This window comes from uncultured Olsenella sp. (assembly GCF_959602185.1).
GTDB lineage: Bacteria > Actinomycetota > Coriobacteriia > Coriobacteriales > Atopobiaceae > Olsenella_I > Olsenella_I phocaeensis.
In genome coordinates, this window is record NZ_CAUGRZ010000013.1 from 20,653 (window position 1) to 47,104 (window position 26,452).

Below are 26,452 nucleotides of genomic sequence, written 5' to 3' on the forward strand. Positions count from 1 at the left end.
AGGGAAGGTGGTGCGCATGGATAAGCCGGAGGCGGCTGGCTTGGCGGGGGCTGGCGCAGGGGCCCGGGCCCGTCCGGACGAGGGTCCCCTCGCCCGCATCCGCAGGCTCCTGGAGCCCGACCCCCGCCTGTGCGAGCGCGTCTGCTCGACGAGCGCGGAGTGGGAGGGGAGGGTCTTCTCCGTGGAGCTGCTCGACGTGGCCCTGCCGGACGGCAGTCACGGCAGGCGCGAGCTGGTGCGTCACCACGGCGGCGCCGGCGTCGGGGCCATCCGCGAGGACGGCTGCATCTGCCTGGTGAGGCAGTTCCGGGTGGCCCTGGGCAGGGTCTCGCTCGAGATACCGGCGGGAAGGCTCGAACCGGGCGAAGACGGCCCCCGCTGCGCCGCGCGCGAGCTCGGCGAGGAGACGGGCCTCGTGGCCGGGAGGCTCGAGCCCGTGGCCCGCTCGCTGGGCTCGCCCGGCTTCACGGACGAGGCGACGCAGGTCTTCCTGGCGTACGAGCTGAGCGCCGGCAGCTCCCATCCCGACGAGGGGGAGCTCGTGGACGTCGCCTGGGTCCCCTTGGACGAGGTCCTCGCGGGGATACGGGCGGGCCTCATCGACGACGGGAAGACCATCGTCGCCGCCCAGGCGGCGGCCCTGCGGGCGCACGGGCTCGCCTGATACCATCGAGGAAACGCCGCACCATCGAAAGGAAGGCCCATGAGCACAGCCAAGGACCCGTCTTGCTCCCCCGAGCGCGACCTCATCTTCGTCGAGCCCGTCTTCCACGGGAAGATCTGGGGGGGCAGGAGGCTCCAGGAGGAGTTTGGCTACCAGATCCCCGACGGCCCGGTGGGGGAGTGCTGGGCGATCTCGGCGCATCCGGCGGGAGACTGTCGCGTCGCGTCGGGCGCCTTCGAGGGCAAGAGGCTCTCGGAACTCTGGGACGGACATCGCGAGCTCTTCGGCGGCGCCACAGGTGACCGCTTCCCCCTCCTGGTCAAGATCCTTGACGCGGAGGGCGACCTCTCCATCCAGGTCCATCCGGACGACGCCTACGCTGCGGAGCACGAGGGCGGCTCCCTGGGCAAGTGCGAGTGCTGGTACGTGCTGCACGCGGACCCCGGTGCGACCATCGTGGTGGGGCAGCGGGCGAGGAGCCGCGAGGAGTTCGCCCGCAAGGTGGAGGAGGGCGACTGGGACGGGCTCCTCAACGAGGTCCCCGTCCACACGGGGGACTTCTTCCAGATCGACCCGGGCACCGTGCATGCCATCAAGGCGGGGACCATGGTGCTCGAGACCCAGCAGTCGAGCGACGTCACCTACCGCGTGTGGGACTACGACCGCCTGCAGGCGGACGGCAGCAAGAGGGAGCTGCACCTCGCCCAGAGCCTGGACGTCATCGACTACGATGCCGAGCCCATCTCATCCGGCCACGTTGACGCGAGGGAGGCCGACGGGGTGACGGAGCTCGTGAGCTGCGAGCGCTATGCCGTGGAGCGGGTCAGGGTCGCGGGTGAGAGGACCCTCCCTCCCTTCCGGGACTTCGCCTGCGCGAGCGTGGTGGACGGAACGGGCAGCGCAGGCGGGCACGCGGTGGGGAAGGGCGACCACTTCGTCGTTCCGAGCGGTCACGGCGGGCTCGCCCTTGCGGGGAGGATGGAGCTGGTCGTCTCGTACGTGCCCAGGTAGGCCGCCTCGGGTCCTCGCCTCCGGCTCGCGGGACCGAGCCGCCCCTCCGTGGTACCATGGTCGCGCCCTTTGCGTGCGCCCTTAGCTCAGCTGGACAGAGCATCGGTCTTCTAAACCGCGGGTCAGGCGTTCGAATCGCCTAGGGCGCACCACGATCCAGACGCGCGGGCCCACCTGGCAAGTTCCGGGTGGGCCCGCGACCTTTCCCAAGACGTGTCGCACGCCGCGAGCCCGACCCCGAATTGGAGCACGTTGGACGGTATTTCTCCTCCAGACACGGCAAATTAAGGCATAATGACCTTACATGATTAGTGGCCGAGAGGAGCACACGTTGATTTATACCGTCACGCTGAATCCGGCGATTGATTACGTAATGTACCCCCTTACGCTCGACATGGGCTTCACCAACCGCTCGTCGAGCGAGGAGCTCTACTGCGGGGGAAACGGAATCAACGTCTCCACCATGCTCAACGAGCTCAAGGTCCCCAACGTCGCGTTGGGAATCGCTGCGGGCTTCACGGGCGACTACCTCATCAAGGAGCTGCAGAAGGGTGGCATCTCGTCCAACTTCGTAAGGCTCGAGCACGGCTTCACCCGTATCAACGTGAAGCTCAAGGGCATCGTCATGACCATCGTCAACGGCATGGGCCCCAAGATCTCGGAGAAGAAGGTGGACGAGCTCCTCGAGCGCATCGACTACATCGGCTCGGGGGACACGGTCGTGCTGACGGGCTCCATCCCCAAGTCGCTCCCCGAGGACATGTACGACGTCATCATGAAGCGCCTCGAGGGCCGTGGCATCCGCTTCGTCGTCGACGCGCCCGGGACCCTGCTGCTCGAGGCCCTCAACGCCAAGCCCTTCCTCATCAAGCCCAACAACCACGAGGTGGGTCGCATCTTCGACGCCCGCCCCGAGACCCCGGAGGAGTGCATCCCCTTCGCCAAGGAGCTCCACGAGCGCGGCGCCCAGAACGTCATCGTCTCGTGCGGCGGCCACGGTTCCCTGCTCTATGACGAGAACGACGAGGTCCACACGGTTCCCACCGCCAAGATCCGCCTGGTCAACGCCACTGGTGCCGGCGACTCGATGGTGGCGGGCTTCGTTGCGCAGGTCCAGGGCGGCGCCGACTATGAGACTGCCCTGCGCTTCGCATCCGCCTGCGGCACGGCCACCGCGGCGAGCAAGGCCATCGCGAAGCGTGCCACCGTCGACCGCGTCTACGAGCAGCTGAACAAGATCATCGCCGCACAGGCCTAGGGCCGGTACCGTTCCATAGAACCACCTTCCTGGCAGCCAACGCGAAACCACATTATTGGGATCGAATCGTTTGGAGGACCCTATGTTCGAAGGCGTCAACGCATCAGACGGCTATGGAATCGGCGTGGCACAGGTCGCGGTTGTCCCAGACCTCAGCTTCACACCCAAGGTGCCCGAGGACGCGGGCGAGGAGAAGGCGCGCTACGACGCCGCGCTCGAGAAGTTCGTCGCGCAGACCAACGCCCAGATCGAGCGCATGAGGAAGAGCGTCGGCGACGAGGCGGCCCTCATCATGGGTGCCCACATCGAGTTCGCCGAGGACGAGGGCATCAAGGAGAAGGTCAACGGCTCCATCGACTCCGGCATGTGCGCGGAGCAGGCCGTGAGCGAGGCTTACGACATGTACTACAACATGTTCTCGAACATGGAGGACGAGCTCTTCCGCGAGCGTGCGGCTGACGTCGCCGACGTCAAGACCGGCCTCTTGGCCGACCTCCTGGGCAAGGAGGTCGTCGACCTCTCCACCCTGCCCGAGCATTCCATCGTCGTCGTCCACGAGCTCACCCCCTCGATGACGGCCGACATCGACAAGGAGAACGTCGCCGGCATCGTGACCGAGACCGGAGGTCGTACTTCTCACTCCGCCATCATCGCCCGCGCGCTCGAGATCCCCGCGGTGCTCTCCGTCGTAGGCGCCACCACCAACATCAAGACGGGTGACATGGTCGTCGTGGACGGCAGCAAGGGCAGGGTCGTCGCCCAGCCCACGGCAGGCGAGCTCGAGAAGTACCGCGCCAAGGCCAAGGCGTATGCGGACGAGAAGGCCGCGCTCGAGGCCTATCGCGGCAAGGACACCGTGACCGGCGACGGTGACAAGGTCCTGCTCGTCGCCAACATCGGCAATCCCGAGGACGCCAACAACGCCGCCGAGCACGACTGCGAGGGCATCGGCCTCTTCCGCTCGGAGTTCCTCTTCATGGACGCCTCCGAGCTGCCCAGCGAGGACGAGCAGTTCGCTGCCTACCAGAAGGTCGCCCTGCGCATGAAGGACCAACCGGTCATCATCCGCACCCTCGACGTGGGCGGCGACAAGGAGATCCCCTACCTGAACCTCCAGAAGGAGGAGAACCCCTTCATGGGCTTCAGGGCCATCCGCTACTGCCTCAACAACCCCGAGCAGTACAAGGTCCAGCTCCTCGCCCTCCTGCGCGCCTCCGCCTTCGGCGACATCAAGATCATGCTGCCGCTGGTGACCTCCCTCGAGGAGATTCGCCAGGCCAAGGCCCTCATCGAGGAGTGCAAGAGGGAGCTCGACGCCCGCGGCGTCGCCTACAACAAGGACATCGAGGTCGGCACGATGATCGAGACCCCCGCGGCCTCCCTCGTCGCCGACGACCTCGCCGCCGAGTGCGACTTCTTCTCCATCGGCACCAACGACCTCATCGGCTACACCATGTGCGCCGACCGCGGCAACGACTGCGTCGCCTACCTCTATGAGGTCTACCAGCCCGCGGTGCTTCGCTCGCTCAAGCGCATCATCACCGAGGGCAACAAGGCGGGCATCATGGTGGGCATGTGCGGCGAGGCCGCGGCAGACCCGCTGCTCATCCCCGTGCTCATCTCCTTCGGCCTGGGCGAGTACTCCGTCTCTGCCCCCTCGATCCTGCGCACCCGCCGCATCATCAGCGAGTGGACCAAGAAGGAGGCGGACGCCCTCACGGAGAAGGTCCTGAGCCTCAAGACCGCGGCCGAGGTCAAGGCCGTCCTGCAGGCGGCCGCCAAGTAGCTCTTGGCGCGTCATAGACTCCGTCGGGGGAGGGCCGCCGCCTTGGCGCCCTCCCCCTCCCTTTTGTGAAGCCTCGCCCGTCTTGGCAGGGCCGACCGGCGCCAGGCCTGCTGGAACCCGGGCCATGGCGCCCTCGTGCTGGCTTCCACCTACAGGAGCGTGAACTGGTTCCTCTCGCTTTGCAGGACGCCCTCGTCGCGAAGGCGCGAGATCTCGCTCGAGAGGGCGCTCCGGTTGACCGAGAGGTAGTCCGCGAGCTGCTGGCGGGTGTAGGGGATGGCGAAGCTGGGACTGCCCTGGCGTGCCGACTCGTCGGAGAGGAAGGCAAGGAGCTTGTCGCGCGTGCTGCGCTGGCTGAGGTAGCGGAGCTTGCTTCCCAGCATGAGGTTCTTGGAGGCCATCTGCCCTACCAGGTTGGAGAGGAGGCGCAGATGGAAGGGGCAGGCGGACGAGCAGGTCCGCAGCATGCGGCGGACGTCCAGCCTGAGGAGCCGGACGTCCCTCACCACCACGACGGATACCGGGAGCTTGGCGTCTGGGGAGCAGGCATAGGCCTCGCCGAAGGACTCTCCCGGTCCGAAGCTGCCCTGGATGTTGCGATTGCCGAGCCAGTCCTCGCGGATCACGTGCACCTCGCCCGACTCGACCACCCACACGTGGGCGTCCCGCTCTCCCACGCGCAGGACGTACTCGCCCTCCTCGAACGAGACCGTCCTCGCCCCGAGGCAGGGGAGCATGCGGGCGACCTCGAGCGCGTCCATGCCGGAGAAGAGCTGGGTCCTGCGTGCGGCCTCGACCTGGGGGAGAAGCTCCTTGGGCACGAGCGAGAGGCCCGTCGGGACCTTGGCCGTCTCCTTCTCTCTCGATTTTGTCATATTTCTTCCCTTTATGTTGTAAAAGCAACGGAAACGTTTGAATCATAGCAATACCCTTCTTCTCGAAGGACGGGGACGGCAGCCAAAGGGCCGTCAGGCAAGGAGGAGAAGAATGGTTCAAACCACGCTTACGCCCGAGAAGGTACAGGAGATGTTTTGCTTCCAGTGCGAGCAGACCGCGCGTGGGGTCGCCTGCAGCTCCGGGCAGGGCGTCTGCGGCAAGTCGGCGGAGGTCGCCCGACTCGAGGACGAGCTCACGGGCGCCATGGTGGCCCTCTCCCAGGCGGTGATGTCTGGCGCCACGCCCAACGCGCTCACGGACGATGTCGTCGTGCAGGGGCTCTTCACGACCATCACCAACGTCAACTTCGATGCTGACTCCGTTCGTGCCATGATCGCGCGCGTCCATGCCGCGAAGGACGGCATCGCGCCCGGCGATGACACGCCTGACTACGACCTGAACCTCGTGTGGCACGCCGAGGACGTCGACCTGCGCTCCCTGAAGTCGCTCGTGCTCTTTGGCATCCGTGGCATCGCGGCGTATGCCTACCATGCCGCCGCTCTCGGCCGCCGCAGCCAGGCGGTGAGCGCCTTCTTCTACAAGGCCCTGGCGGGAATCGCCGAGCTGGATGACGCGGACGCCCTGCTGGCGCTGGTCGACGAGGCCGGCGCCGTCAACCTGGAGTGCATGGCGCTCCTGGACGAGGCCAACACCTCGAGCTACGGGACCCCAGTTCCCACCGAGGTTCCGCTGACCGTCGAGCCCGGCCCCTTCGTCGTCGTGACGGGCCACGACCTCTGCGACCTCAAGGAGCTCCTCGAACAGACCGAGGGCACGGGCGTCAACGTGTACACCCACGGCGAGATGCTCCCCGCCCACGCATATCCCGAGCTCAAGCGCTACCCCCAGCTCAAGGGCAACTTTGGCACCGCCTGGCAGAACCAGCAGAGGGAGTTCGACGCCATTCCCGCTCCCGTGCTCTGGACCACGAACTGCCTGATGCCCCCTCGCGGCTCCTATGGCGACCGGGTGTGGACCACGGGGGTCGTGGAGTATCCCGGCTGCGCCCACGTGGAGGCTGACGAGAGGGGCCACAAGGACTTCTCGGCACTCATCGCACAGGCAAAGGAGCTGGGCGGCTATGCCGAACCCCAGGAGCTCACGGGCATCAACGGCGGCCATCGCGTGACCGTGGGCTTTGGCCACGCCAGCGTGCTGGGCGTCGCCGACAAGGTGGTCGACGCCGTCAAGGCTGGTCGGATCAGCCACTTCTTCCTGGTGGGCGGTTGCGACGGCGCCAAGCCCGGCCGCAACTACTACACCGACTTCGTCAAGGCGACGCCCGAGGACTCCGTGGTCCTGACCCTGGCCTGTGGCAAGTTCCGCTTCAACGACCTCGACCTGGGCACCGTGGCCGGCCTTCCGCGCATCCTGGACATGGGCCAGTGCAACGACGCGTACTCAGCGATCCAGGTCGCGGTGGCGCTCGCGAAGGCCTTCGACTGCGGGGTCAACGAGCTGCCCCTCTCCTTCGTGCTCTCCTGGTATGAGCAGAAGGCGGTCTGCATCCTCCTGACTCTGCTGCACCTGGGCATCAAGGACATCCTGCTGGGGCCCTCCCTGCCCGCCTTCATCTCGCCCAACGTACTGGACGTCCTGGTGAGGAACTACGGGATCGCCCCCACCACCAACGTCGAGGACGACCTGGCGAAGTGCCTGGCCTAGGGCTCGGGACGGAGCCATGCCAAAGGGACGCCCGCACCCCCCCGAGGGGATGCGGGCGTCATTCTGCCGGGAAGGTCGAGCCGTCCGGAGCCGGCTGTCGCGACAACGCCAGGGGGTGCGCTCCCTGGCTCAGGGTGACTAGTCGCAGCTCACGCGTCCCTGACTCTGTTGTGGTCCTCGGCTCTCGCGCGGGTTCCAGTCAGTGAGGCCTGCGATCTCCTGCCTGTCGCGGACGATGTCCGCCAGGGTCTTGCTGTCCAGGTACTCGGCGGTGACCTTCCCGAGGTCCCGCCACACGGTGACGGTGGGACAGGTGTCGATGATGGGGCAGATCTCGCCGTTCGTGCAGTCGAGGCAGGCCACAGGCGCGAGCGAGCCCTCTGCCGCACGAAGGATCTGGCCGAGGGTGTACTCCTCGGGTCGCTTGCTCAGGCGGTATCCACCGCCCTTGCCGCGAAGGCTCTGCACGTAGCCCACCTTGTGCATGCGTGACACCACCTGCTCGAGGTACTTGCGCGAGATGTTCTGCCTGCGGGAGACGTCGCCCAGCGACACCCACCCGTCGTGCATGGCAAGGTCCGCCATGGCTCGCAGGGCGTACTTGCCCCTGGTGGAGAACATGCCAGCCATCCGTGCCTACCCCCTCTCGCCCCTGCCGCCTACCGTGGTCGTCCTACGTGCATGTGGGTGCGCGGGATGGGGACGTGGTGGTCCTCTCCCCAGGCGCCTGCCCTCGTCTAGTCGTTCGCCCCGTCGTGCTCGTGCGTGTGGAAGGGAACGGCCACGCTGGCCTCCTCGCTCCCGGCCTCGAGCATCTCCTCGAGCGTGCGCCAGGCGAGCTCGGCGCACTTGACGCGTGCGGGCATGTGCGAGATGTCCCTGAGCGAGGCGGCCTCGTCCAGCTGCGCGAGCGTGTCGGCGTCGGTCTCCTCGCCGCGCACCATGCGACCGAACAGCTTGCAGAGCCCGATGGCCTCCTGGGGGGTCTTGTCCACCACGAGGTCGCTCATCATGTCCGCGGAGGCCTGGCTGATGGCGCAGCCGTGGCCCTGGTAGGCCGCCTCCTCTATCGTGCCGTCGTCCCCCAGGCGGACGTAGAAGGTGAGCTCGTCGCCGCAGGAGGGGTTCACGCCCTCGTGGGTGAGGGTGGCGTCCTCCAGCGGGTACTTGTAGTCGGGATGGGACACGTGGTCCATGAACTGCGCGTTGTAGAGGGACGCGACGTTCGCGTTAGCCATTGAAGACCTGCCAAACCGTCTTGAGGCCGTCGACCAGGCGGTCGATGTCCTGCTTGTCGTTATAGAACGCCACGCTCGCGCGGCAGGTGCTGCCCATGGCCACGTCGAGGTAGGAGAGGAGGGGCTGGGCGCAGTGGTGCCCGGCCCTGATGCAGACGCCCGACCCGTCCAGGATGGAGGCCACGTCGTGTGGGTGGACGCCACGTACGTTGAATGCGACGGCACCGACGTGGCGGAAGCCGTCCTCGGGGCCTATGACGTCGACGAAGTCGAGGGCTGCCAGGCTCTCGGTCAGGTAGGCGGAGAGGAGCCTCTCTCGCGCCTCCAGGGCGGCGAAGCCCTTGGACTCGAGGTAGCCCAGGCCCGCGTCGAAGGCGTAGCTGCCCGCCGCGTCCTGCGTGCCCGCCTCGAACTTCTGTGGGACGGGCGCCCAGACCGCGTCCGTCTCGCTCACGGAGTCGATCATCTCGCCTCCCGTGAGGAAGGGGGGCATCTGGTCGAGGAGGGCGGCCTTGCCCCAGAGGACCCCGATGCCCATGGGGCCACCCATCTTGTGGGCGCTGAAGGCCAGGAGGTCGCAACCCAGCTCGCGGACGTCCACCTTGAGGTGCGGGACGCTCTGCGCCCCGTCGACCACCATGTGGGCGCCCATCTGGTGGGCGCGCGCGGAGATGGCGGGAATGTCGTTCTGCACGCCCAGTACGTTGGAGACCTGCGTCACCGAGACGATCTTCGCCTTGGGGCCGACCTTCGCCTCGAGCTCCTCCTGAGTGATGCGGAAGTCGTCGTCGAGCCTCAGGTAGACGAGGCGGGCGCCCGTCTGGGCGCAGACCTGCTGCCAGGGGATGATGTTGGAGTGGTGCTCCATGATCGAGACGACGACCTCGTCGCCCTCGTGCAGGACGCTCCTGCCCAGGGTCTGGGCGACGAGGTTGAGCGACTCCGAGGCGTTGCGGGTGAAGACCACCTCGCTGCCCTGGGGCCTTCCCTCGTCGTCCACCGCGCCGATGAAGCGGGCTATGTGGTCGCGCGCGCCCTCGATGGCCTGGGTCGCCTCGACCGACAGGCCGTAGAGCCCGCGCAGCGGGTTGGCGTTCATCTCCTCGTAGAAGCGCCTCTGTGCGTCGAGCACGGCTGCCGGCCGCTGGGAGGTGGCGGCGCTGTCGAGGAAGCAGATCTCGGGATGCTTGGCGAGCAGGGGGAAGTCATCCTTGTAGGGGTTCTCCGCGATGCTCGCGAGCTGGGATGCGTCGAGGCTCATGCGGACACCTCCCTGGCGTCGGTGGTGGCAGGCGAGAGGCCCAGGCCCTCGGCCACGTCGCGGGCGGCCTCGGGCCCGAGCAGCTGTTCCGCACGGGCGAGTGCGGCCTCGCGGGAGCTCGCCTCGGGCGCGTGGATGGCGGCGTCGTCGAAGATGGCGCGCACGAAGAGGTCGTTGACCTCCTCCTCGCTGAGGCCGCGGTCGGTGAGGTAGCCGAGCTGCTCGGCGCTGACGGAGCCGATGGAGGCGCCGTGGTTGCCCTGGACGTCGTCCTCGTCGCAGAGGATGACGGGAAGGGTCTTGTTCACGACCTCGTCGCCGCCCATGAGGACGGTCTCGGTCTCGTTGCCGCGGGCGCCCTTGGCGCCGTGCGTGAGGTCGATGGTCTCGCGCATGGCCTTGTGGGCCCTCTCGCCCAGGAAGCCCGAGGTGACGATGTCACTGCGGCTGTTGCGGCCGAGCTGGCGCACGACGTGGTTCACGTCGAGCTCGTCGGCGTCGCGCACGACGTAGCGGCAGTCGAGCTGCAGGCGCGACGACGTGCCCCCGAGCTTGGTGGCAAAGCCCATGGCCAGGCTCTTGCCCCCCAGCGCGTACTGGCGCGCCTCGATGCGGGCGCCCTCGGCGGCCTCGATGCCCACCCCCTCGAGGTGGGTGCTCCCACTGCCGGGAGCGACGACCTCAACGAGGTGGAGCCTGGAGCCCGCCTCGGCGATGACGCGGAGGAGGGAGGCGGAGTGGCCGCCCTGGCCGCGGACCGAGACCACGACGGTGGCCTCGGAGCCCTCGCGCAGCATCACGCCGGTGTCCTCGACGGCAAAACCGCTGGCGTCGACGTCCACGACGATAGGTTCCGCGCGACGCGTCCCCTGGGGGACCTCCACGTAGCGGGCGTCTCCCGCCACGGACTCGACCCAACTCACGGCCTCGTCGCCGATGCCGCACTCGAGCTGGGAGAAGATTCTAGGCAGGCGCGCGAGCACCTCTCCCTTGCGGGCGGGGGAGGGGAGCCTGAGGCTGCACCCGTTGATCCTGAGGTGGTTCCAGGTCTGCGCGGGCGGTTGGTTCACGTGCTCGACGGCCGCGTACGACGGCGCCTCGGCAATCGTCTCTGCCATTAGCCGATCGCCCCTTCCATCTCGAGCTTGATCAGGTTGTTCATCTCGACGGCGTACTCCAGCGGGAGCTCCTTCGAGACGGGGTTGGCGAACCCGTTGACCACCATGGTGCGGGCCTCGGACTCCGAGCAGCCGCGGCTCATGAGGTAGAGCACGGTGTCGTCCGAGATGCGGCCGATGGTCGCCTCGTGCCCCACCTGGGCCGTGCGGTTGCGCACGTCCATGGCGGGGATGGTGTCAGAGCGGCTGATGTCGTCCAGCATGAGCGAGGAGCAGGACACCGACGCGTTGGCCCTGTCGGCGTGGCGGCCGATCACCAGGGAGCTCCTGAAGGTGTTGATGCCGCCGTCCTTGGAAATGGACTTGGTGTCGACGGACGTCGTGCAGTCGGCGCCGTTGATGATCACCTTGCAGCCCGTGTCGAGGTCCTGCGTGGCACCGGCGAAGGTGATGCCGGTGAACTCGCAGCTCGAGCGGTCGCCCTGCAGGATGGTGGTGGGGTAGAGGTAGCTCACGTGGCTGCCGAAGGAGCCCGAGACCCACTCCATGCGCGCGTCGGAGCCGATGGTGGCGCGCTTGGTGTTGAGGTTGTACATGTTCTTGGACCAGTTCTCTATGGTGGAGTAGCGCAGGCGCGCGCCGTCCTTCACGTAGAGCTCCACGGCACCGGCGTGGAGGTTGGCCTCGTAGTACTTGGGCGCGGAGCATCCCTCGATGAAGTGCAGGTCTGCTCCGGGCTCGACCACGATGAGCGTGTGCTCGAACTGGCCGGCGCCGGAGGCGTTCAGGCGGAAGTAGCTCTGCAGGGGGTAGTCGAGCGTGACGCCCTCGGGGACGTACACGAAGGAGCCGCCCGACCACACGGCGTAGTGCAGTGCCGCGAACTTGTGGTCGCGCATGGGGATGAGCCTGCCGAAGTACTCGTGGACGACCGCCTCCCACTTGGGGTCCTGCAGCGCGTCCTCGATCGTGGTGTAGACCACCCCCTGCTTTGCGACCTCCTCGCGCATGTTGTGGTAGACGATCTCGGAGTCGTACTGGGCGCCGACGCCGGCCAGGCTCTCGCGCTCGGCCTCGGGGATGCCCAGTCGCTCGAAGGTGTCCTTGATGTCCTTGGGCACGTCGTCCCAGTCGCGGGCCTGCTTGGTCTGGGGGCTCACGTAGGTCGAGATGTGGTCCATGTCCAGGCCCGACACGTCCGGGCCCCAGTTGTCGGCCATCTTGCGCTCGTGGAAGACCTCGAGGGCCTCGAGGCGCATGTCGAGCATCCAGGCGGGCTCGCCCTTCTTTGCGCTGATGGCGCGCACGATCTCGGGCGTGAGGCCGTCGTCGTAGCGCTCGTAGCCCTCCTCGCTCTTCACGAAGTCGTAGAGGGAGCGGTCGACGTCGGAGACCTTGGAGCGGCCCCTCTCGTCCACCTCGCCCGCGTTCTGCCTCTCGCTCACCTTAGGCCTCGGCAATCTGCTCGGACTCGAAGCGGGCGAAGCCGTCGGAGTCGATCTCGTCGATGAGGGAGGCGGGGCCCTCGGCCACCAGGCGACCCTTGACCATCACGTGCGTGCGGTCGACGTCGAGCCTCTCGAGGATGCGGGTGTTGTGCGTGATCATGAGGAGCGCGCCGCCGCACTCGCTGCGGTAGGCCTCGATGCCGCGCGACACGATGGAGAGCGCGTCCACGTCCAGGCCGGAGTCCGTCTCGTCCAGGATGGCGAGCTTGGGGCGCAGGAGGAGGAGCTGCAGCATCTCGACCTTCTTCTTCTCTCCGCCCGAGAAGCCCACGTTGAGCTCGCGGGTGAGGAAGGCGTCGTCCATGTCGAGCTGCTCCGAGATCTGCGCCACGCGCTCGCGGAACCTGCGGGCGGTCATCTTGAGCTCGGGCCTCATCTGGCAGATGGTGCGCAGGAAGCTGTAGAGGGGCACGCCGGGCACCTCGACGGGCGCCTGGTACGAGAGGAAGATGCCCGCGAGGGAGCGCTTGTCGGGCAAGAGGGAGGTGACGTCCTTCCCGTCGAAGGCGATGCTGCCGGAGCTCACGCGGTAGCTGGGGTCGCCCATGATGACGTGGCCCAGCGTCGACTTGCCGGCGCCGTTGGGCCCCATGAGGACGTGGGTCTGGCCCGTGCCGACCTCGAGGTCGATGTCATGAAGGATGGGCTTGTCCTCGGTCCCGGCCGAGAGCCCGGAGATGCTGAGCAGCTGACTGGACATGGTGCCTCTCTCTGGGTGCGCGCACGCGCTGTCGTGGGCGGGACGAGCGGCCCCCGCCGCGCCGTCCCGATCCAAATCCTACTTACAGGGGGGTATTTTACCCCGTTGTGCGACATGCGGGCGCCTTGTTCGTGAAAAATCGCATGCCGCGTCGCCTCGTCGCGTCGCAGCTCGAGTCACCTTGGGCGGCATGGAGCGAACGGATGGTGTCATGCCCCGAAAAACTGCGCATTGGATTTCTTTCAGCTGATTGCGACCTGGGCAAACGCCGAACGTCTCCATAATTCGGTGCAACCGTGCGCATTTTTTTGCGAACGCGGCGCATGGATGCCCCAGAAAGGTCCATGAGCCGGCCGCTACCGATGTCGGTCCCCGCCGGTAATATGTGGGGCTCTTTGGTGCTGGGCCCTTAGCTCCGGGCCGCGGGCTCCACCAGCTCGCGCACGACCTCGGCGATGACGCCGTCGTCGTTGGTCGAGCGGGCGTGGTAGTCGGCCTCGAGCTCGATGCCGTCGCTGGCGTTGGCTACGGCCACGCCCACCCCGGCGGCACGAATCATGGCCAGGTCGTTCAGGGAGTCCCCGCAGCCTATGGTCTGCTCTGTGCCCACGCCGAGCAGCTCCGCCAGCCTCCTGAGGCCGGCCCCCTTGTCCACGCCCTCGGGGTTGAACTCGAGGTAGCGGTGGCTCGAGAAGGTGGGCAGGGTCCCCTCCCAGAGCTCGCGCGGCATCTGGTCGAGGATGCGGTGCAGCTCGGACAGGCCGTCGGGGAGGCAGTAGAGGATCTTCGCCAGGGGCACGTCGCGCAGGAAGTCGATCGACCCCTCCCGCAGCTCCTCGTGGCCCATGTGGCCCTCGAGATAGTCCCGCTCGTCCTGCTGCAGGCGATAGGTCCACACCTTCCCGCCCAGCTCGTAGACGTGGAAGCTTAGCCCCGCCTGCTCGAGGCCGTACTCGAAGAGGGCGCGCACGCGCTCGAAGGGGAGGGAGTGCGACGAGAGCGGCGCGTCGTCCCCCACGCGGGTGATGCAGCCCCCGTTGTACGAGATGACGTAGGAGCCCTCGAGGAGGTCCGAGGGAAGCGCATGCAGGGACTCCATGATCGAGCCGTAGGCGCGCCCGGAGGAGGGGACGAAGAGGCAGCCCAGCTCGCGCAGGCGGCGCACGGCGTCGACGTTCGCCGCGGGGATGGTGTGGTCGCTCGCGAGGAAGGTGTCATCCATGTCGCTGGCAACGATCTTGTACATGCGTCCCTCCTTGTTCGGCACTGCATGGATTGTATCCCACGCCACTCACCGCGGCGGAAGGGGAGAGTCCCCCCTCGCCATTCCCGGACCTTTTCGGCCGGTGCCCGCATGCTGTTCCGAGCATTAGCAAAAACGCAAACTTATGGAGGCTCTTTGGCAGAATTGTGTATACTTGGTGAGATTGTATTGGCATGTCTGCACTAGGTCACCGGCTTGGTCGACCCACTGCGAGCCAGCAGTCCCAGCCGCACCCCGTAGCGCGGACGACGCGAAGGGAGAGGTCCTATGAGGTATCTGCTCATGGTAAGCCACGGAACGATGGCGCCTGGGGTGAAGAGCGTCATCGACATGCTGCTGGGGCCGCGCGAGGACGTGCTCGCCCACAGCATGGAGGACGGCGTCGGCGCAGATGCCTACGTCGAGGGCGTGCGGCAGACGATCGCCCCCATCAGGCCGGAGGACTCGGTCGTGGTCCTGGGAGACATCATGGGCGGCTCGCCCCTCACCAACGCCCTCAACACCCTCACCGAGGCCGGGCTCCTCGGCAACACCGTGGCCTTTGGCGGGCTCAACCTCGCCATGGCGATAGCCGCCCTCATGGGCTTCGACGACGGACTCGACGATGCCGCGCTCAAGGCGAGCATCCTGAACGACGGTAAGGAGGCGGTCAGGGAGATTCAGCTGCAGGTCGAGGACGAGGACGAGGACGACCTGTAGGCAATGCAGGCAGACAAGAGGAGTGGAAATGATTTCGTTCGTTCGCATTGACGACCGCATGATCCACGGTCAGACGGTCACGCGCTGGGCCCTCGAGCGGCCCTGCGACGGCATCATCGCCGTCAACGACGTGGCCGCGAGCAACTCCGTGCTCAAGGCCGCCTACAAGGGCGCCGCGCCAGACAAGAAGATCTTCGTCTGGACGATGGAGCACTTCCTCGAGAAGAAGGACACGGTCCTCTCCTCGGCGTCGCGCTACTTCCTCATCACGAAGAACCCCCTCGACATGAAGAGGATCCTCGTCGACGAGAAGTTCGTCCCCTCCGACGTCAAGAGCGTCGTCGTCGGACCCTGCAACGACCGTCCCGGCACCACCAAGCTGGGCAACAACCAGTCCATCACCGCCGAGGAGGCCCAGGCCTTCGAGGACATGGCCAAGGCTGGCTACGAGGTCAAGTTCGCCCTGCTTCCCGACGTGTCCATCGGTGACTGGCCCAAGTTCCGCGGCCAGTTCGACGTCCACTAGCGCTGGCGCGAACCACTACTGGGAAGGTGGGTTTGACTATGACGATCAGCATCTTCCAAGCCGTCTTGCTTGGAATCTTCGCGTGCCTCGCATCCCTTCCGGGCATGGGTGGCACGACCATCGGCAACTACACCCTGGGCCGTCCCCTCGTGGGTGGCCTCGTCGTGGGCATCATCCTGGGCAACCTGCAGCTCGGCATCATCGTCGGCGCCGCCATCCAGGTCGTCTACATCGCGCTCGTGACCCCCGGCGGGACCGTCTCGGCCGACGTGCGCGCCGTGACCTACATCGGCATCCCGCTGGCCATGCTCTCAATCTCGGCGCAGGGCCTCGACCCCTCGTCCGACGCCGCCACCGGCCTCGCCGCCGCCCTGGGCGCCGCAGTCGGCACCCTGGGAACCGTCCTCTTCTATGGCACCGCGACCCTCAACCTCGTGTGGCAGGGCATCGGCTGGAAGGCCGTCGAGGGTGGCAGGTGGGACAACATCAAGAAGACCATCCCCATGGTCGAGACGGTGCTCCCCTGGGTCTCCCACATCCTGTTCTCCTTCATCCCCACCGTGGTCATCTGCATGGCAGGCCCCACGATGGTCGACCTCATGAAGGAGTACCTCCCCATGGATGGCCTCGCGATGAAGACCCTCTTCACCGTGGGCTCGCTGCTCCCCGCAGTCGGCGTCGGCATCCTCTGCAAGCAGGTCATCACCAAGCCGCTTGACTGGGTCACCTTCGCTGTGGGCTTCCTGCTCGCCGCGGTCATGGGCTGCAACCTCATCGCGTCCGCCATCATCGCCGTCTTCTTCGCACTTATCAACTTCGAGATCCAGTCCGTCAAGACCAACCGCCCGGCTCTGGCTGCCCAGGCGGCGTCGGTCGACGACGACGATGAGGAGGACATCTAATCATGGCAGAGCTCAAGAAGACCTCCGAGTCCGCGCGCAAGGCGTCGTTCCTCCACTGGATCTACGGCAACCTGACCTGCTTCTCGCAGGAGCACATGCAGACCTTCGGCTACCTGTGGGCCATGCTTCCCATCGTCGACGAGCTGTACGAGAGCGACGACGAGAAGGTCGAGGCGCTGCGCACCTACACCACCTTCTTCAACACCGAGCCCCAGATCGGCACCATGGTCGTCGGCCTGACCGTCGGCCTCGAGGAGGCGCGCGCCAACGGCGAGCCCATGGACGCCGAGACCATCAACGGCATCCGCGCCGGACTGATGGGCCCGCTCGCGGGCCTCGGCGACTCCATCATCGTCGGCACCTTCATCCCCATCCTGCTGGGCATCGCCCTGGGCCTCTCCACCGGCGGCAACCCCCTGGGCCCGATCTTCTACATCGTCGCCTGGAACGTGCTCATGTACTTCGGCATGAAGTTCGCCTACAACCAGGGCTACTCCCTGGGCGGCTCGGCGGTCGAGGCCCTCGTCGGTCCCCAGTCCGCGGCCCTGCGCAGCTCCATCGTCATGGTGGGCACCATGGTCATCGGCGCCGTCGCGGCGACGTGGATCAACATCTCGACCTCCTTCGCGGTCGAGTTCGGCGCGGACTCCTCCTTCGCGCTTCAGAACACGCTTGACGGCATCATGCCCAAGGCCCTGAACTTCTTCTTCGTCTGGCTGTGCTGGTGGCTCATGACCAAGAAGAAGATCTCGCCGACCATCGTCATGCTGATCCTGGTCATCGTCGCACTCGTGGGCTGCATCACGATCCCTGGCATCAACACCTCCATCTTCAACCCCGGCCTCTCCTACTAGGCGCGGGCGGCTGGGAGCGCAGATGGCGAAGGCGGACGGCAGGCAGTCACGGAGGGGTGGGCGCGCTCCCGCGCGCGACGCCCTGCTCAGGGAGGCGGAGCTGCAGACCCAGGCGATCATGCGCCTGGAGACCTGGAAGCGCCTTGCCTACTCTGGCCTGGCGGTTGGTGCCATCCTCGTGGGATGGGGCTTCTACGGGGCCGGAGACAGGCGGGCGGGCGTGGCGGGAATAGCCCTCCTCGTCCTTTCCGTGCCTGCGTCAGTGGTGCTCCACCTGGGCATCCGCAACGCCAAGCGCAACGTGGACCGCATGATAGAGGCCTACGAGTCGGAGCACGGCAAGGTCCCCATCGACCCCAAGAGCTCCAGCAGGCGCTACGCGTAGCCCAGACCGATGCTTGGCAGACGGGGCGGCCCGTGACCGGAAGGTTGCGGGCTGCCCCTCTCTTCGCGGTGCGCGCCGACGCTTGGCGTAGGATGTTCCTCCGTGGAGAGGGGCGTCGCATGGCTAGGTGGCAGGCCTTTGGCAGGTTCATCGCAGGGCATATGATCTACATCGTGCCCTTCTGCCTTGCGGGAGGCATCTTCCTGCCGGGAGTGTTCTCCCGCCTCAACCCCGTGGTGCCGGCGCTGTTCGCGCTCATGACCTTCCAAGGCTCCCTCACGAGCGGCTTCGACGACCTCCTCGCCTGCCTGAGGAGGCCGCTTCCCCTCATCGTCGCCCTCCTGGTGACCTCGGTCGCCATGCCGGCGGTCGCCTGCGCGCTCGGCCAGGCGATCTTTCGGGACCCCCAGACCACCTGCGGCCTCGTGCTCGAGTACAGCGTCCCCATCGGGGTCGTCTCCATCATGTGGGTCGGCCTCTTCGAGGGGGACGTGACGCTCGGCCTGGCGACGCTCATGGCCTCCACGCTCCTCTCGCCGCTCAGCATCCCGCTCACGCTCTCCGTTCTGGTGGGCGCGACCGTGAGTATGGACCCGCTGGCCATGATGCAGGAGATGCTCCTCATGATCGCGCTGCCCGCCCTGGCCGGGATGGCCGTCAACCAGCTGAGCCACGGCTGGGGAGGCGAGGTCCTCTCGCCCGCGCTTTCCCCTGCCTGCAGGGTGATCCTCGTCCTCATCATCGCGGCGAACTCCACGGGAATATCCGACTACATGCTGCACCTGAGCCCGTGCCTGCTGGGGATCATGCTCTTCGTCGGCTGCTTCGCCAGCGCGGGGTTCGTCATCGGGCTCCTGCTGGGGAAGCTGATGGGGCTGGGGAGGCCCCAGGCGGTGACGCTCACCTTCGACTGCGGGCTGCGCAACATCAGCGCCGGTGCCGTCATCGCAGAGCGCTTCTTTGGCCCGGCCGTCATGTTTCCCGTCATGATGGGGACGCTGTTCCAGCAGTTCCTCGCCGCCGCCTTCGGTTCCCTCCTCGGGCGTCGCTTCGGTGGCGAGGGGGAGCCCTCCCCGGAGGCGTAGCCACGCCCGCGGGAATGCGTGGGAACTTCACACCTCTCCGCCACCGCTTGGATAGGATGGGGGAGTTCGCGCCCAAGGGGGCGCCCTCTGTGACGGGCGGTGGTGAATGAAGGCACGAGGCAAGAGGAAGCTCGGTGGCGTCAGTATGCGCGTCGAGGCACGACGCGCGCGCAAGAGGAGCGGTAACCGCTACCCCTTCCTCGACCTGGACTTCGACGAGGACGAGCCCCCCACCCCTGCCGAGCGGGCGCTCTATCTGCTTGCCACCGTGGCGTGCGTGGTCCTTGCCGTCATAGGGGCGATCTTCCCGGTGCTGCCCGCCATCCCCTTCTGGGTGCTCGCCGCGATATCGCTCTCGCACGCCTTCCCGTCCTTCGGGCGCTTCCTCAGGTCGACCAGGATCTACCGCTGGCTCATCGAGAAGCTCAACGAGCCCCAGGAAAAGGCGAGGCGTCCCGTCATGGCGCACCGTCGCAAGGACGTCGTAATGACGAGAATCTCGGTGGGGATGGCGCTGCTCCTGGCCTCCTCGCTCGTCCTGCCCATCGCGCGCTACGTCCGCTGGGGGCTTCGCATCGTCGTGTCGCTCGCATGGGTCGTCAGCTGGTGCTACCTCTACCTGTACGTGCGCGACCCCGAGGCTACGATCAAGGGCGGCGGGCGCTAGCGTCACGCCACCACGGGCCAACGTCCAAGGGAGGGACCCATGTCCAAGCGTGACCTGCTGGTCCTTTGCCACCCGCGCTGCTCGACCTGCAAGAGGGCCCTGGGGTGGCTCGACGACCACGGCATCCCGTACGAGCTCAGGGACATCGTGCGGGACAACCCCAGCGCGGAGGAGCTTGCCGCCTGGCATCGCCTGAGCGGCCTTCCCATCCGCAGGATCTTCAACACCAGCGGCACGCTCTACCGCGAGCAGGGCGTGAGGGCTCGGCTCAACGCCGGAATGACGGACGAGGAGTGCTACGGGCTTCTCGCCACGAGCGGCATGCTGGTGCGGAGGCCCCTCGTGGTGGGCGACGGCTTCGCGCTCGTCGGCTTTCGCGAGCGGGAGTGGGAGGGCCGCCTCCTCTAGGGATGCCTGGCACGGCCCGTGCCCGCCTTTTGTCGTGCGGGGTGCGTGGCGCGCCGACTCCATGTCCGCCCCGCCTCGTCCCTGCGCTATCCTCTGAGCTGACGTCTGCGCCACGGCAGGGTGGCGCCCGAGGGAGGGGTGTTGGCTCATGGGCATCATGAAGCGCTTGTGCCTGTTCGTGTTCTCGCTGGCCGGGCTACTCGCCCTGGCCGCGCTGGTGCTGCCCTGGTGGGGTCCCTGGACTCGCGAGGCGACGGCCCTCATGGGTGTCGACGTCTACTACTACGTCGTGGAGGGCATGGCCGCGGTCCTTGCCGGCGGTCTCCTCCTCTTCCTGCTTCGCTCCATCTTCGCCCAGCACCGTCGTCCGACGGTCGAGGTCGCGCGCGAGGGATCCGACCACGTGAGCGTGACCCGCGACGCGATCGCCTCCCAGGCAACCCACGTCATCGAGGAGGGGGACCTCCTCAGGGCCAAGAGGGTCGACGTGCGGATCGGCAGGCGCGGGAAGGTCAGCGTGGCCGCGCGCGTCCAGCCCGTGCACACGGTTGACGTGGCACAGGCCGGGTCCGACCTCCACGAGAGGCTCGCGTCCGGGCTGCGCGTCGTCTGCGGGGACAACGTCGACTCTATAGACTTGGAGTTCCTCGACGCGAGCGAGTACCAGAGCGAGCCCGAGCTCGCGGATGCCCGGGCCATCGCAGCCGAGCCGTCCCTCGAGCCGCCGGCGGAGCCCGAGCCGATGGGTGCCGTCACGGTGGCCAAGACGGACCTTGGGCAGGACGCCCTGGCGCATCGGTCTGCCGACCCCACGCCCGCCGACTCGGGCGACACGTCAGAGATCACGGTTCCCATGGGCCGCGCGGCCCATGGGAACGAGGACGCACCGTCCGTCCCGAGGGAGGGGTAGCCCATGGCAGAGAAGAGGCCACGGCTCGCAATAGAGGATGCGAGCGACGAGGAGCCGCAGGTGAAAGGTACTCCCAATGGGGAGGAGGGAGACCTCTCGCCCGAGGTGCGCACAGGCCAGGGCCCCAATGAGGAGACCTCCGCGCGCGAGCTCAGAAGTTCGCTGCGACGGATGGCAAGGGGGCACGAGCGAGCGGTCGTGGGAGGGCTCGCCGGCCTCTGCGTCGCGGTCCTCGTCTTTGCCCTGGGGCTGTGGAGGGCCCTCTTCGTCGCGCTCTGCGTGGCCGTCGGAGTGGTGGTCGGGCAGAGCCTCGATGGCGACACCCGGGCGCTCGACGCCATCAAGCGCGTCCTGAGGGGCAACCAGGGCTAACGTGACGAACCCCCATTGACCAGCACAGGCATCCGAGAGGAGACAGCCATGTCCGAACCCAAGACCCAGAAGCCCGACGCCATCGCCGAGGAGGTCGTTGACCTGGCGGGGGGAACCCCCGCAGGCGAGGCCGACGAGGCGTCCGCGCCCGTGGAGCCGATTGCCACCGAGGTCGTCCCCGCAGACGAGGGGCCGGCCGAGGGCCAGGCCGTACAGCTGGCGGGGGAGGACGAGGACCTCGACTCGGAGGACTCCCTCACCTTCTCGAACGGCGTGATCGAGAAGATCGTCGCCATCTCGATGCGCGACGTGCCCGGTGTCATTGGGATGAAGGGCGGGTGGCTCAACCGCATCCAGGACGTGCTGGGCGCCAGCGACGCGCGCAAGGGGGTGACCGTCGAGGTCACGCCGGACTCGGCCGTGCGCGTGAACATCTCGGTGCTGATCGAGTACGGCGCCTACGCGCCCCAGGTGTTCGAGGACGTCAAGCGCACCGTGGTCAAGCAGGTGACGGGCATGACGGGACTGGAGGTCGCGGGGGTCAACCTGCGCATCGAGGACGTTCTCACGCCCGAGGAGTATGCCGCCAGCAAGTCCGAGGAGTCCCGCCAGGACGCCGTTGCCGAGGCGACGGAAGAGGACGGGCGCTAGTGTCGGTCAGAAGCGCCCTTGCCACGGGCGCGGGCAGGCTCGCCCACTGGGGCCTCTCGAGCGTGCTCCACCGCAACGCCTCCCAGCTTCCAGGGAGGCTCGCCCTGGCCATAGACCCCCAGCTCATGGGGGAGCTTGCCCGCAAGGCCAGGCGCGCCTCCGTCGTCGTCTGCGGGACCAACGGCAAGACCACGACCAACAACGTGATCGCCGCGGCGCTCGAGGGGGCGGGCAACGTGGTGCTCTGCAACCGCGTCGGCGCCAACATGGCGCCCGGCGTCGTCTCGGCCCTCCTGCCCGGCAGGGAGGCCGACTTCGCGGTCATGGAGGCCGACGAGCTCTCGACCGTGCACATCCTCCCCCAGCTGAGGCCTGACTACCTCGTCCTCCTCAACCTGTTCCGGGACCAGCTCGACCGCGCGGGAGAGATAGACCGCGTCCAGGACACCATCGTCCGGGCCCTGCTCGGGTCCTCGGGCACCACCCTGGTCGTGAACGGGGACGACCCCCTGTGCGTGAGCGTTGCCATGAGGGCCGCAGCGGGCGGCACGAGGGTCCTCTCGTTTGGCATAGGGGAGGACCTTGGACTTCGCCAGGACAGGGTGCCCGAGGCGCGCTTCTGCCAGGTGTGCGGCGCGGAGCTCGAGTACCTCTACCGCAGCTATGCCCAGCTTGGTGCGTTCCGTTGTCCCAACGGCGACTTCGCGCGGCCGACGCTCGACTTCGTGGCCACCGGCGTCGAGGTCGGGCGCGAGGGGGTGTCGTTCGACGTCTCTGGTCCGGGCGTTGCCCCGGGCTCCCGCGTCAGCGCGGGCTTCGGTGGCACCTACATGGTCTACAACCTCCTGGCCGCCTTCGCCGCGACGAGCCTTCTTGGCGTGGACGTCGCCGACTTCCAGAGGACCCTCGACGGCTACCATCCCGAGAACGGCCGCCTCCAGCGCTTCGAGGTGGGCGGCAGGGAGGTCGTCCTCAACCTGGCGAAGAATCCTGCCGGGCTCAACCAGAACCTGAGCCTGCTCGAGCAGGACGAGCGCGAGAAGGCCCTCTTCGTCCTGGTGAACGACAACGCCAACGACGGGACGGACGTCTCGTGGATCTGGGACGTCGACTTCGAACGGATGGTGGAGGGCGGACGCGCGCCACTCGTCTTCGCCGGTGGCACGCGGGCGAACGACGTGCAGGTCCGCATGAAGTACGCGGGAATCGACGCCCAGGTCTGCGAGAGCGTCTCGGAGGTGGTGGGCAGGCTCTCTGGGGTGCCGACCGACCGCCCTCTCTACGTGCTGGCAAACTACTCAGCGCTCTTCCCTGCCAAGGAGGAGCTGGAAAGGCAGGGTGGGCGCCGATGAGCCATGCGCATGGCGTGCGCATCGCGCACCTCTTCCCCGAGCTCCTCAACCTCTATGGAGACTCGGGCAACATGCTCGTGCTGCGACGCCGCCTTGCCTGGCGCGGCCTTGGCTGCGGCATCACCGAGGTGCACATGGGCGACAGGCCGAGCCTCGTCGACTTCGACATGGTGTTCATAGGAGGGGGAACCGACCGCGAACAGCGCATCGTGTGCGAGCGCCTGCTCGACCAGCGTGCGGAGCTCGAGTCGTTCATCGAGGACGGCGGGGTCCTCGCGGCGGTCTGCGGTGGCTACCAGCTCCTCGGCCACAGCTACGAGATGGGGGGCGAGAAGGTCGAGGGTCTCTCGCTCGTCGACCTCGAGACGACCCGCGCCACCCCCCGGCTCATCGGCAACGTGGCGGTGCGCAGCCGCATCAGCCCCCAGCCCATCGTGGGCTACGAGAACCATGGGGGCAGGACCCACCTGGGACCCGGCGTCGAACCCCTGGGCGAGGTGGTGAGCGGCTTCGGCAACGATGGGAAGAGCGGCTTCGAAGGCTGCCTCTACAAGAACGTCGTGGGCACCTACGTGCATGGGCCGCTGCTGCCCAAGAACCCCGGGGTTGCCGACCACCTCCTCCTGCGCGCCCTGGAGCGCAGGTACGGCACGGCGGAGCTGGAGCCGCTCGACGACTCGGAGGAGCTCGCCGCCAATCAGGTGATGCTCGATCGCATGCTGGCCCACGCGACACCAAGGATGTGACCGACGGGCCGCAGGCGGATAGACGCTTGCGACACGAGGCGACGCGCCGCCGGAATCGGAATGGCGGGACGCACGCGCGGGGAGGCACGCAGGCACGTACCGACAGGACGTCCGTCGTCCCAGACGTCTGGACGGCGGCCGTCCTGCGGCTCGCGCCGTTGGTGCGTGGGGGCCTCGCATCCCGCTCGACGCATGCATTGCAGTGTAATTCGATGCAGTTTTTTCGATGGCGTGCGTGGTGACCGCAAGGGACTATCCAAGATTTCTCCCAAAGTCTGACACGATGGGAAAGCTGCTTGAGACGACAGGGCGAACCTGCGTCTACCAGCACGGACGTGATCCATGAGCGTGTGCCGGGGAAATTACGAGCAAGACTGCAGCATATACGCAACAGCCGCCCGTCGTGCACAAAAAAATGCTTGTGAGCGACGAGCATTTTTAAGGCGAGGAAAAGAAAGGTAGGAAACCCTGCCGCTTGCCAATGAATTTACGCCGCTCACCCCCTTGGCCCGTTCCGTTTGAACGTGCCGCGCAAGAGCCCTTGACCTTCCCCAAGGGGCAATCCCTAAAACGAGTCCCAATTACCGCCGAACGCATTGGTGCGGCGGCTCCTTGCCACGTGCGCAAGGAGCGGTATGTGACGAATCGATTCTGGAAGGGTGGGGGGAATGGCTGAGGGATCCACGACGGTCGCCAGCGACTCGCTGGCAGCAGAGAAGAAGAGGCAGCTCGACCAGAACTTCTTCAAGAAGGGAATCCTGGTCGCTCTGTTCTCGGGTCTTCTGTATGGCTTCTACACGGCCTTCATCACGGCCGCACAGAACACGGGAGCATGGGTGGGGTGGGCGACCACCGTCACCGCGGGAAGCTTCCTCGCCGTGTTCATCCTCCCCGCCATCGCCTCCACGCTCAACGACAGCATCAGCGCGGTCTGGGCGCTCATCATCACCGCTGCCCAGGGCAAGCTCGCCGACTTCGGTCGCACGCTCAAGACCAAGCCGGGCGTCATCATGATCTGCGCTGCAGCCGTCGGAGGCCCCATCGCCAGCGTCGCCTACGTCATCGCGCTGAGCCAGGCCGGCACCCTTGCCGTGCCCATCGCCGCGCTCAACCCCGCCGTCGGCGCCATTCTCGCCCGCGTCCTCTACAAGCAGCCCCTCAAGCCTCACATGGTCGCAGGCATCGTGGTCTGTGTCATCGCGGGAGTCATGATCGGCTCCACCGGGCTCACCGGTGACGTGCCCGCTGGCACCGGATTCGGACTGGCGCTCGCCTTCCTGGCCGCCGTAGGCTGGGGTGCGGAGGGCTGCATCGCCGGCTATGGCACCGCGATGATCGACTCGCAGATCGGCATCACCATCCGTCAGACCACCTCGGGCATCCTCAACCTCATCGTGGTGCTCCCGGTCCTCACCCTCGTCGGGGCAGGTTCTCTTGGCGAGACCTTCGGTTACGTGGGTGACGCCCTCACTGACCTCCCCTCGCTCGTCTTCTTCATCCTGAGCGGCCTGTGCGCGTACCTTTCGTTCGCCCGCTGGTATCGCGGCAACTCCATGTGCGGCACCGCGCTGGGCATGGCTTGCAACGGCACCTACACCTTCCATGGACCCTTCTTCACCTGGCTGATCGTCGGGCTTGCCATGGGCATCAACGGCTACGCCCTGGCGCCCATCGCATGGATCGCCGCGGCGGTCATGGTCGTCGGCATCTTCCTGGTCGCCGTCAACCCTGCGGACTACCTGTCTAAGAAGGAGCAGTAAGCATGAGCAGGCCATTGAACTACGCGATCCTCAAGCACTTCACCACCGTCGACGAGGCGTGCGCGGACGACGTCCTGGAGGCCCTCGAGGGCGAGTACTCCGGCTTCGCCGCCTTCACGAAGGACAAGGTGCAGGAGGCCCTGATGACGGCAGAGAAGAACGCCCTCATCGAGGAGTCTCGCTTCGACCTCGACCCCGCCGGCGATCTGCGCGTCTACTACCGCGCGACCGACGAGCAGCGCAAGACGATCGATTCCTACATCAAGTAGCGAGGAGCAGCCCATGCGATACAGGGGAGAGCAGGCAATCGGTCTCATAGAGACCATCGGGATGGTCCCCGCGCTCGAGGCCGCCGACAAGATGCTCAAGGCGGGTGACACCGAGCTCGTGTCGTACGAGAACGTCGGTTCGACCTTGGTGACCGTCGTGGTGACGGGCGACGTCGCCGCCTGCGAGGCGGCCGTCAAGGCGGGGGCAGAGGCGGCCGCCCGCATCGGAAAGCTCACTGCCCACAACGTGATGAAGCGCCCCGTGCCAGAGATCGGCGACGTCGTCTCGGTGCACGACGTGGACTACTAGGAGGATCCCGTGTCTGATTCTGCTATGAACGCGCTCGGCGCCATCGAGACCTTCGGCCTGGTGTGGGTGCTCGAGGCGGGTGACGCGATGTGCAAGGCGGGAGACGTCAGGCTCATCGGTTACGAGAACACCGCCTCCGGCTACATC

30 protein-coding genes and 1 tRNA gene are annotated in these 26,452 nt (G+C 67.0%); 23 read left to right on the forward strand and 8 right to left on the reverse strand.

Features of this window, described 5'->3' with window-relative positions; translation table 11 throughout:
• Positions 1–16 precede the first annotated feature (16 nt).
• The 5 genes from Q5923_RS08810 (at position 17) to ptsP (ending at position 4,719) form a co-directional block, all read left to right on the forward strand.
• Positions 17–664, forward strand: coding sequence for an NUDIX hydrolase (locus Q5923_RS08810; RefSeq protein ID WP_009278930.1), 648 nt, complete (start codon positions 17–19; stop codon positions 662–664).
• A gap of 39 nt (positions 665–703) precedes the next feature.
• Positions 704–1,675, forward strand: a complete 972-nt coding sequence (locus Q5923_RS08815) for a type I phosphomannose isomerase catalytic subunit (protein ID WP_062530869.1) — start codon at positions 704–706, stop codon at positions 1,673–1,675.
• A 75-nt stretch (positions 1,676–1,750) separates the two neighbouring features.
• Positions 1,751–1,827 (forward strand) — tRNA-Arg (locus Q5923_RS08820).
• 179 nt (positions 1,828–2,006) lie between these two features.
• Positions 2,007–2,933: a 1-phosphofructokinase gene (pfkB, locus tag Q5923_RS08825; protein WP_303133540.1), complete on the forward strand. Its 927-nt coding sequence runs from the start codon at positions 2,007–2,009 to the stop codon at positions 2,931–2,933.
• Between the two features lie 82 nt (positions 2,934–3,015).
• Positions 3,016–4,719: a phosphoenolpyruvate--protein phosphotransferase gene (ptsP, locus tag Q5923_RS08830; RefSeq protein WP_303133542.1), complete on the forward strand. Its 1,704-nt coding sequence runs from the start codon at positions 3,016–3,018 to the stop codon at positions 4,717–4,719.
• A gap of 149 nt (positions 4,720–4,868) precedes the next feature.
• Here the strand turns inward: ptsP and Q5923_RS08835 are convergent, their stop codons facing one another.
• Positions 4,869–5,594 carry a Crp/Fnr family transcriptional regulator gene (locus tag Q5923_RS08835; protein WP_083558295.1) on the reverse strand — a complete coding sequence of 242 codons (726 nt, stop codon included), beginning with the start codon at positions 5,592–5,594 and terminating at the stop codon, positions 4,869–4,871.
• Positions 5,595–5,706: 112 nt separating this feature from the next.
• On the opposite strand from Q5923_RS08835, the gene hcp reads away from it, so the two are divergent.
• Positions 5,707–7,320 (forward strand): hydroxylamine reductase, encoded by a 1,614-nt coding sequence (gene hcp / locus Q5923_RS08840; RefSeq protein ID WP_303133545.1) that lies wholly within the window; start codon positions 5,707–5,709, stop codon positions 7,318–7,320.
• A gap of 138 nt (positions 7,321–7,458) precedes the next feature.
• Here hcp and Q5923_RS08845 read toward each other — a convergent pair whose 3' ends face one another.
• From Q5923_RS08845 to Q5923_RS08875, 7 genes are all read right to left on the reverse strand, one after another.
• Positions 7,459–7,950, reverse strand: a complete 492-nt coding sequence (locus Q5923_RS08845) for an Rrf2 family transcriptional regulator (protein ID WP_009278936.1) — start codon at positions 7,948–7,950, stop codon at positions 7,459–7,461.
• Positions 7,951–8,057: 107 nt separating this feature from the next.
• Positions 8,058–8,558: a Fe-S cluster assembly sulfur transfer protein SufU gene (gene sufU / locus Q5923_RS08850; protein WP_303133547.1), complete on the reverse strand. Its 501-nt coding sequence runs from the start codon at positions 8,556–8,558 to the stop codon at positions 8,058–8,060.
• Positions 8,551–9,819 (reverse strand): aminotransferase class V-fold PLP-dependent enzyme, encoded by a 1,269-nt coding sequence (locus tag Q5923_RS08855; protein ID WP_072500038.1) that lies wholly within the window; start codon positions 9,817–9,819, stop codon positions 8,551–8,553. The genes sufU and Q5923_RS08855 overlap by 8 nt, the downstream gene beginning before the upstream one ends.
• On the reverse strand, positions 9,816–10,937 hold the full coding sequence (locus Q5923_RS08860; protein ID WP_072500037.1) for a SufD family Fe-S cluster assembly protein: 1,122 nt from the start codon (positions 10,935–10,937) through the stop codon (positions 9,816–9,818). The genes Q5923_RS08855 and Q5923_RS08860 overlap by 4 nt, the downstream gene beginning before the upstream one ends.
• The gene (gene sufB, locus Q5923_RS08865; RefSeq protein WP_072500477.1) at positions 10,937–12,355 is read right to left on the reverse strand and encodes a Fe-S cluster assembly protein SufB; all 1,419 of its coding nucleotides are present in this window, start codon (positions 12,353–12,355) and stop codon (positions 10,937–10,939) included. Before sufB ends, Q5923_RS08860 begins: the two co-directional genes overlap by 1 nt.
• Positions 12,356–12,383: 28 nt before the next feature.
• Positions 12,384–13,145, reverse strand: a complete 762-nt coding sequence (gene sufC / locus Q5923_RS08870) for a Fe-S cluster assembly ATPase SufC (RefSeq protein ID WP_072500036.1) — start codon at positions 13,143–13,145, stop codon at positions 12,384–12,386.
• A 409-nt stretch (positions 13,146–13,554) separates the two neighbouring features.
• Positions 13,555–14,391, reverse strand: a complete 837-nt coding sequence (locus Q5923_RS08875) for a Cof-type HAD-IIB family hydrolase (RefSeq protein ID WP_303133551.1) — start codon at positions 14,389–14,391, stop codon at positions 13,555–13,557.
• A gap of 285 nt (positions 14,392–14,676) precedes the next feature.
• On the opposite strand from Q5923_RS08875, the gene Q5923_RS08880 reads away from it, so the two are divergent.
• The 17 genes from Q5923_RS08880 to Q5923_RS08960 form a co-directional block, all read left to right on the forward strand.
• Entirely contained in the window at positions 14,677–15,108 is a 432-nt protein-coding gene (locus Q5923_RS08880) for a PTS sugar transporter subunit IIA (RefSeq protein ID WP_072500034.1), read from the forward strand.
• Between the two features lie 28 nt (positions 15,109–15,136).
• Positions 15,137–15,634, forward strand: a complete 498-nt coding sequence (locus Q5923_RS08885; protein ID WP_009278944.1) for a PTS sugar transporter subunit IIB — start codon at positions 15,137–15,139, stop codon at positions 15,632–15,634.
• Positions 15,635–15,672: 38 nt separating this feature from the next.
• Positions 15,673–16,536 carry a PTS sugar transporter subunit IIC gene (locus Q5923_RS08890; protein ID WP_062530887.1) on the forward strand — a complete coding sequence of 288 codons (864 nt, stop codon included), beginning with the start codon at positions 15,673–15,675 and terminating at the stop codon, positions 16,534–16,536.
• Positions 16,537–16,538: 2 nt separating this feature from the next.
• Positions 16,539–17,390 carry a PTS system mannose/fructose/sorbose family transporter subunit IID gene (locus Q5923_RS08895; RefSeq protein ID WP_062530889.1) on the forward strand — a complete coding sequence of 284 codons (852 nt, stop codon included), beginning with the start codon at positions 16,539–16,541 and terminating at the stop codon, positions 17,388–17,390.
• Between the two features lie 22 nt (positions 17,391–17,412).
• Entirely contained in the window at positions 17,413–17,775 is a 363-nt protein-coding gene (locus tag Q5923_RS08900; protein ID WP_062530890.1) for a hypothetical protein, read from the forward strand.
• Positions 17,776–17,894: 119 nt separating this feature from the next.
• Positions 17,895–18,860 (forward strand): bile acid:sodium symporter family protein, encoded by a 966-nt coding sequence (locus Q5923_RS08905; protein WP_072500033.1) that lies wholly within the window; start codon positions 17,895–17,897, stop codon positions 18,858–18,860.
• Positions 18,861–18,966: 106 nt separating this feature from the next.
• Positions 18,967–19,527, forward strand: a complete 561-nt coding sequence (locus Q5923_RS08910; RefSeq protein ID WP_009278949.1) for a DUF454 family protein — start codon at positions 18,967–18,969, stop codon at positions 19,525–19,527.
• 39 nt (positions 19,528–19,566) lie between these two features.
• On the forward strand, positions 19,567–19,935 hold the full coding sequence (locus tag Q5923_RS08915; RefSeq protein WP_072500032.1) for an arsenate reductase family protein: 369 nt from the start codon (positions 19,567–19,569) through the stop codon (positions 19,933–19,935).
• Between the two features lie 148 nt (positions 19,936–20,083).
• On the forward strand, positions 20,084–20,845 hold the full coding sequence (gene amaP, locus Q5923_RS08920; RefSeq protein ID WP_072500031.1) for an alkaline shock response membrane anchor protein AmaP: 762 nt from the start codon (positions 20,084–20,086) through the stop codon (positions 20,843–20,845).
• Between the two features lie 3 nt (positions 20,846–20,848).
• Positions 20,849–21,217, forward strand: a complete 369-nt coding sequence (locus Q5923_RS08925; protein ID WP_009278952.1) for a DUF2273 domain-containing protein — start codon at positions 20,849–20,851, stop codon at positions 21,215–21,217.
• Between the two features lie 150 nt (positions 21,218–21,367).
• The gene (locus Q5923_RS08930; RefSeq protein ID WP_072500476.1) at positions 21,368–21,868 is read left to right on the forward strand and encodes an Asp23/Gls24 family envelope stress response protein; all 501 of its coding nucleotides are present in this window, start codon (positions 21,368–21,370) and stop codon (positions 21,866–21,868) included.
• Entirely contained in the window at positions 21,868–23,220 is a 1,353-nt protein-coding gene (locus Q5923_RS08935; RefSeq protein WP_072500030.1) for a MurT ligase domain-containing protein, read from the forward strand. The genes Q5923_RS08930 and Q5923_RS08935 overlap by 1 nt, the downstream gene beginning before the upstream one ends.
• Entirely contained in the window at positions 23,217–23,966 is a 750-nt protein-coding gene (locus Q5923_RS08940; protein WP_062530903.1) for a type 1 glutamine amidotransferase, read from the forward strand. The genes Q5923_RS08935 and Q5923_RS08940 overlap by 4 nt, the downstream gene beginning before the upstream one ends.
• A 668-nt stretch (positions 23,967–24,634) precedes the next feature.
• On the forward strand, positions 24,635–25,726 hold the full coding sequence (locus Q5923_RS08945) for a hypothetical protein (protein WP_062530904.1): 1,092 nt from the start codon (positions 24,635–24,637) through the stop codon (positions 25,724–25,726).
• A 2-nt stretch (positions 25,727–25,728) separates the two neighbouring features.
• Positions 25,729–25,995, forward strand: coding sequence for a hypothetical protein (locus Q5923_RS08950; RefSeq protein WP_009278957.1), 267 nt, complete (start codon positions 25,729–25,731; stop codon positions 25,993–25,995).
• Positions 25,996–26,008: 13 nt separating this feature from the next.
• Positions 26,009–26,305, forward strand: a complete 297-nt coding sequence (locus tag Q5923_RS08955; RefSeq protein WP_062530906.1) for a BMC domain-containing protein — start codon at positions 26,009–26,011, stop codon at positions 26,303–26,305.
• Positions 26,306–26,329: 24 nt separating this feature from the next.
• A partial coding sequence (locus tag Q5923_RS08960; protein ID WP_303133564.1) for a BMC domain-containing protein occupies positions 26,330–26,452 on the forward strand: 123 nt, incomplete at its 3' end.

Coding starts and splice junctions, on each gene's coding strand:
- sufC (WP_072500036.1), bottom strand. CDS start 13,145: ATGTCCAGTCAGCTGCTCAGCATCTCCGGGCTCTCGGCCGGGACCGAG.
- Q5923_RS08915 (WP_072500032.1), top strand. CDS start 19,567: ATGTCCAAGCGTGACCTGCTGGTCCTTTGCCACCCGCGCTGCTCGACC.
- Q5923_RS08905 (WP_072500033.1), top strand. CDS start 17,895: ATGGCTAGGTGGCAGGCCTTTGGCAGGTTCATCGCAGGGCATATGATC.
- sufU (WP_303133547.1), bottom strand. CDS start 8,558: ATGGCTAACGCGAACGTCGCGTCCCTCTACAACGCGCAGTTCATGGAC.
- Q5923_RS08945 (WP_062530904.1), top strand. CDS start 24,635: ATGGCTGAGGGATCCACGACGGTCGCCAGCGACTCGCTGGCAGCAGAG.
- Q5923_RS08885 (WP_009278944.1), top strand. CDS start 15,137: ATGATTTCGTTCGTTCGCATTGACGACCGCATGATCCACGGTCAGACG.
- Q5923_RS08815 (WP_062530869.1), top strand. CDS start 704: ATGAGCACAGCCAAGGACCCGTCTTGCTCCCCCGAGCGCGACCTCATC.
- Q5923_RS08875 (WP_303133551.1), bottom strand. CDS start 14,391: ATGTACAAGATCGTTGCCAGCGACATGGATGACACCTTCCTCGCGAGC.
- Q5923_RS08810 (WP_009278930.1), top strand. CDS start 17: ATGGATAAGCCGGAGGCGGCTGGCTTGGCGGGGGCTGGCGCAGGGGCC.
- Q5923_RS08955 (WP_062530906.1), top strand. CDS start 26,009: ATGCGATACAGGGGAGAGCAGGCAATCGGTCTCATAGAGACCATCGGG.
- hcp (WP_303133545.1), top strand. CDS start 5,707: ATGGTTCAAACCACGCTTACGCCCGAGAAGGTACAGGAGATGTTTTGC.
- Q5923_RS08835 (WP_083558295.1), bottom strand. CDS start 5,594: ATGACAAAATCGAGAGAGAAGGAGACGGCCAAGGTCCCGACGGGCCTC.
- Q5923_RS08845 (WP_009278936.1), bottom strand. CDS start 7,950: ATGGCTGGCATGTTCTCCACCAGGGGCAAGTACGCCCTGCGAGCCATG.
- Q5923_RS08940 (WP_062530903.1), top strand. CDS start 23,217: ATGAGCCATGCGCATGGCGTGCGCATCGCGCACCTCTTCCCCGAGCTC.
- amaP (WP_072500031.1), top strand. CDS start 20,084: ATGGGCATCATGAAGCGCTTGTGCCTGTTCGTGTTCTCGCTGGCCGGG.
- Q5923_RS08895 (WP_062530889.1), top strand. CDS start 16,539: ATGGCAGAGCTCAAGAAGACCTCCGAGTCCGCGCGCAAGGCGTCGTTC.
- Q5923_RS08880 (WP_072500034.1), top strand. CDS start 14,677: ATGAGGTATCTGCTCATGGTAAGCCACGGAACGATGGCGCCTGGGGTG.
- Q5923_RS08925 (WP_009278952.1), top strand. CDS start 20,849: ATGGCAGAGAAGAGGCCACGGCTCGCAATAGAGGATGCGAGCGACGAG.
- Q5923_RS08855 (WP_072500038.1), bottom strand. CDS start 9,819: ATGAGCCTCGACGCATCCCAGCTCGCGAGCATCGCGGAGAACCCCTAC.
- Q5923_RS08950 (WP_009278957.1), top strand. CDS start 25,729: ATGAGCAGGCCATTGAACTACGCGATCCTCAAGCACTTCACCACCGTC.
- Q5923_RS08900 (WP_062530890.1), top strand. CDS start 17,413: ATGGCGAAGGCGGACGGCAGGCAGTCACGGAGGGGTGGGCGCGCTCCC.
- Q5923_RS08890 (WP_062530887.1), top strand. CDS start 15,673: ATGACGATCAGCATCTTCCAAGCCGTCTTGCTTGGAATCTTCGCGTGC.
- Q5923_RS08860 (WP_072500037.1), bottom strand. CDS start 10,937: ATGGCAGAGACGATTGCCGAGGCGCCGTCGTACGCGGCCGTCGAGCAC.
- Q5923_RS08910 (WP_009278949.1), top strand. CDS start 18,967: ATGAAGGCACGAGGCAAGAGGAAGCTCGGTGGCGTCAGTATGCGCGTC.
- ptsP (WP_303133542.1), top strand. CDS start 3,016: ATGTTCGAAGGCGTCAACGCATCAGACGGCTATGGAATCGGCGTGGCA.